At 76.2% G+C, this 4,767-nt stretch carries 2 protein-coding genes; both read left to right on the top strand.

Annotated elements, in window-relative coordinates; translation table 11 throughout:
- Window positions 1-3,281, top strand: a 3,281-nt coding sequence (gene cobN, locus C1I99_RS29460) for a cobaltochelatase subunit CobN (RefSeq protein WP_111137451.1), incomplete at its 5' end; no start/stop codon positions are given.
- 29 nt (window positions 3,282-3,310) lie between these two features.
- A partial coding sequence (locus tag C1I99_RS29455; RefSeq protein WP_111137452.1) for a magnesium chelatase ATPase subunit I occupies window positions 3,311-4,767 on the top strand: 1,457 nt, incomplete at its 3' end.

Here is a 4,767-nt window from a genome sequence, read left to right as displayed (position 1 = left end):
CACCCACCCCGGCGTACGGCGTCCACGGCGGCCGGCCGGCGGCGGCCGGCCCGGACCGGCCGACGGTGGGGATCGTGTTCTACCGGGCGCACGCCCTCGCCGGGAACACCGCCTTCGTCGACACCCTCGCCGACGCGGTCGCGGCGGCCGGCGGCGACCCGCTGCCCATCTACTGTGGCTCCCTGCGCGGACTCACCGCCGGCGCGGGGCCGCTGGGACTCTTCGCCCGCTGCGACGCCCTGGTGGTGACCGTGCTCGCCGCCGGCGGCACCGTCGCCGCCGACGCCTCCGGCGGGGGTGACGAGGACGCCTGGGACGTCGGCGCGCTCGCCGCCCTGGACGTGCCGGTGATCCAGGCGCTCTGCCTCACCAGCACCCGCGAGCAGTGGGCCGGCAGCGACGCCGGACTGTCCCCGCTGGACGCCGCGATGCAGGTGGCCATCCCCGAATTCGACGGCCGGATCGTCACAGTGCCGTTCTCATTCAAGCAGATCGACGCCGACGGGCTGTCGGTCTACGCCGCCGACCCCGAGCGGGCCGCCCGCGTCGCCGGCATCGCCGTCCGGCAGGCCCGGCTGCGGCACGTACCAAACGCCGACAAGCGCCTCGCCGTCGTGCTCAGCTCCTACCCGACGAAGCACTCCCGGGTCGGCAACGCCGTCGGCCTGGACACCCCGGCCTCCGCGGTCCGGCTGCTCGCCGCCCTCGCCGAGGCCGGCTACGACCTGGGTGACGCCCCGCCGCCCGACGACGGCGACGCGCTGATCCACGCCCTGATCGCCGCCGGCGGGCACGACGTCGAGTGGCTCACCCCGGAACAGCTCGCCGCCGCCGAGGCGCGGGTGCCGGGCGAGCGCTACCGGCGCTGGTTCGACCAGGTGCCGGCCGAGTTGCGGGAGCGGATGCGGGAACACTGGGGCCAGCCGCCCGGCGAGCTGTACACCGACGGCGGCGACATCGTGCTCGCCGGGCTGCGCTTCGGCAACGTGGTGCTGCTGATCCAGCCGCCGCGCGGCTTCGGGGAGAACCCGATCGCCATCTACCACGACCCGGACCTGCCACCCAGCCACCACTACCTGGCCGCGTACCGCTGGCTGGCCGCGCCGGTTTCCGACGGCGGGTTCGGCGCCGACGCCGTGGTGCACCTGGGCAAGCACGGCACCCTGGAATGGCTGCCCGGCAAGGGCCTCGGTCTGGCCGCCGACTGCGCCCCGGACGCCGTCCTGGGCGACCTGCCGCTGGTCTACCCGTTCATCGTCAACGACCCCGGCGAGGGCACCCAGGCCAAGCGCCGCGCGCACGCCGTCGTGGTCGACCACCTCGTCCCGCCGATGGCCCGCGCCGAGACGTACGGCGACCTCGCCCGGCTGGAGCAACTGCTCGACGAGTACGCCACCGTGCAGGCCCTCGACCCGGCCAAGGTGCCCACCGTGCAGGCCCAGATCTGGGACCTCGTCCGCAGCGCCGAGCTGCACCACGACCTGCACACCGAGCAGATGCCCGACGCCGAGGACTTCGACGACTTCGTGCTGCACCTCGACGGCTACCTCTGCGAAATCAAGGACGTGCAGATCCGTGACGGGCTGCACGTTCTCGCCGCCGCGCCGACCGGCGAGGCACGGGTCAACCTGGTCCTCGCCGTGCTGCGCGCCCCGCAGGTCTGGGGCGGCGCCCGCGCCCTGCCCGGCCTGCGCCAGGTGATCGCCGCCAGCTACGGGCTGGACGAGCAGGCGCTGCTCGCCGCGCCGGGGCAGCGGCCGGCGCTGCCGGCGGCGCTGACCGAGACGGTGGACGGTCCGGCGGTCACCGCCGCCGACGCCGTTGACCTGATCGAGGCCCTGGCCCGGCGCCTCGTCCTCGCCATGGAGACCCTCTGCTGGGACGCCGGCAAGGCCGACGCGGTGGTTGAGGAAGTGACCGGGCGGGCCATCCCGGACGCCGCCGCGGTGCTCCGCTTCGCCGCCACCGAAGTCGTGCCCCGGCTGGCCCGCACCACCGACGAGATCGACCGGGTCCTCGGCGCGCTCGACGGCCGGTTCGTGCCGCCCGGCCCCTCCGGCTCACCCACCCGCGGCCTGGTCAACGTGCTCCCCACCGGCCGGAACTTCTACTCCGTCGACCCGAAGGCGATCCCGTCGCGCAACGCCTGGGACGTCGGGGTGGCCCTCGCGGACTCGCTGCTCGCCCGCCACCTCTCCGACACCGGGGCCTACCCCCGCTCGGTCGGGCTCACCGTCTGGGGCACCAGCGCCATGCGCACCCAGGGCGACGACATCGCCGAGGTGCTCGCCCTGCTCGGCTGCCGCCCGGTGTGGGACGACCGCTCCCGCCGGGTCACCGGCGTGGAGGTGGTGCCCCTCGCCGAGCTGGGCCGGCCCCGCATCGACGTCACCGTCCGCATCTCCGGGTTCTTCCGGGACGCCTTCCCGCACGTGGTCGCCCTCGTCGACGACGCCGTCCGGCGGGTCGCCGCGCTCGACGAGCCGGCCGCCGACAACTACGTCCGGGCGCACGTCGAGGCGGACCTCGCCACGCACGGCGACGAGCGGCGGGCCACCGCCCGCATCTTCGGCTCCAAGCCGGGGGCGTACGGGGCCGGTCTGCTGCCGCTGATCGACGCCCGCAACTGGCGCAGCGACGCCGACCTCGCCGAGGTGTACGCCGTCTGGGGCGGCTACGCCTACGGCCGGGGCCTGGACGGACGGGAGGCGCGTGTCGACATGGAACGCTCCTTCGCCCGGATCGCCGTGGCGGTGAAAAACCAGGACACCCGCGAGCACGACATCGTCGACTCCGACGACTACTTCCAGTACCACGGCGGAATGGTGGCCATGGTCCGCCACCTCACCGGCGCCGCCCCGGCCGCGTACGTGGGGGACTCGGCGATGCCGCACGACGTACGGACCCGCACCCTCGGCGAGGAGACCCGCCGGGTGTTCCGTGCCCGCGTGGTCAACCCGCGCTGGATCGCCGCAATGCGCCGGCACGGCTACAAGGGCGCGTTCGAGCTGGCCGCCACCGTGGACTACCTGTTCGGCTACGACGCCACGGCCGGGGTGGTCGACGACTGGATGTACGAGCACCTGGCCGCCGCGTACGTCTTCGACGACACCACCCGGGAGTTCCTGGAGCGGTCCAACCCGTGGGCGCTGCGCGGCATCACCGAACGGCTCCTCGAAGCCGCCGACCGGGGCCTGTGGGCCGAACCCGAGCCGGCCACGCTCGACCGGCTCCGCGAGACCTACCTGGCCGGCGAGGGAGACCTGGAGGACCGCTCGTGACCACGTACCCGTTCAGCGCCGTGCTCGGCATGGACGACATGCGCCTCGCCCTGCTGCTCAACGCGGTCAGCCCAGCCATCGGCGGGGTTCTCGTCCGGGGCGAGAAGGGCACCGCCAAGTCCACCGCCGTGCGGGCCCTCGCCGCGCTGCTGCCCCCGGTCGAGCGGATCGCCGGCTGCCGCTTCGCCTGCGACCCGGGCATCCCCGACCCGGCCTGCCCGGACGGTCCGCACCCGGACGGGCCGGTCACCGAACGCCGCCCGGCCCGGCTGGTCGAGCTGCCGGTCGGCGCCGCCGAGGACCGGGTGGTCGGCTCCCTCGACCTGGAGAAGGCCCTCGGTGAGGGGGTACGCGCCTTCGAGCCCGGCCTGCTCGCCGCCGCCCACCGGGGCGTGCTCTACGTCGACGAGGTCAACCTCCTCCACGACCACCTGGTCGACCTGCTGCTGGACGCCGCCGCGATGGGCCGCTGCCACGTCGAGCGGGAGGGCGTCTCGGTCAGCCACGCCGCCCGCTTCCTGCTGGTCGGCACCATGAACCCGGAGGAGGGGGAGCTGCGTCCGCAACTGCTCGACCGGTTCGGACTCACCGTCGAGGTGGGCGCCAGCCGCGACCCGGCGGTACGCGTCGAGGTGGTCCGCCGCCGGCTCGCCGCCGACGCCGATCCCGCCCGGTTCGCGGCCCGCTGGGCCGACGCCGATGCGGAGATCGCCCGCCGGGTCGCCGCCGCCCGGCGGCGGCTGGACTCGGTGCTGCTGCCCGACGCGGCGCTCCGGCAGATCGCCGAGGTCTGCGCGGCGTTCGACGTGGACGGCATGCGCGCCGACATCGTCACCGCCCGCACCGCGCTGGCGCACGCCGCCTGGCACGGCCGCCAGCGGGTGACCGCCGAGGACGTCCGCGCTGCCGCCCGCCTCGCGCTGCCGCACCGCCGCCGGCGCGACCCGTTCGACTCGCCGGGGCTGGACGAGAAGCGCCTCGACGAGGCGTTGCAGCGGGCCCGGGACGAGCACCCCGACGACGACCCGCCGGGCGGCCCGGCCGGACCCGGGGGCAGCCCCGACGACGGCGGCCCGGACGGCGGCCGTGGCCCCCACGACAGCCCGGCCGGTGGGCCCGCCGCGGCGGGAGAGCGCGGCCCGGAACCGGCCGGCGACGGCCCGGCCGACCCGACCGGGGCCGGTCACGACGACCGGACCGAGCAAGCGCACGCCGACCCGCCGGCCCCGGCGGGCGCCGAGGCAGACCGCCCCGACGGCCCCGTGCCGGCGGGCGCGACGACGACCCGGCCACAGCCGGTGGCCGTACCCCAGGATGGGCTCACGGCGCGGCTGCTCACCGCGCCCGGCGTCGGTGACGGGGTGCCCGGCCGGCGGTCCCGGGCCCGCACCGGGCGGGGCCGCACCACCGGGGCGCGGGTGCCGGCCGGCCGGCCCGGCGCGCTGCACCTGCCGGCGACGCTGCGGGCCGCCGCCCCGTACCAGGC

Source organism: Micromonospora deserti, from assembly GCF_003236335.1.
Classification (GTDB): Bacteria; Actinomycetota; Actinomycetes; order Mycobacteriales; family Micromonosporaceae; genus Micromonospora; species Micromonospora deserti.
Note: the sequence above shows the minus strand (reverse complement) of the source record. Positions and strands in the feature narration are given on the sequence as shown.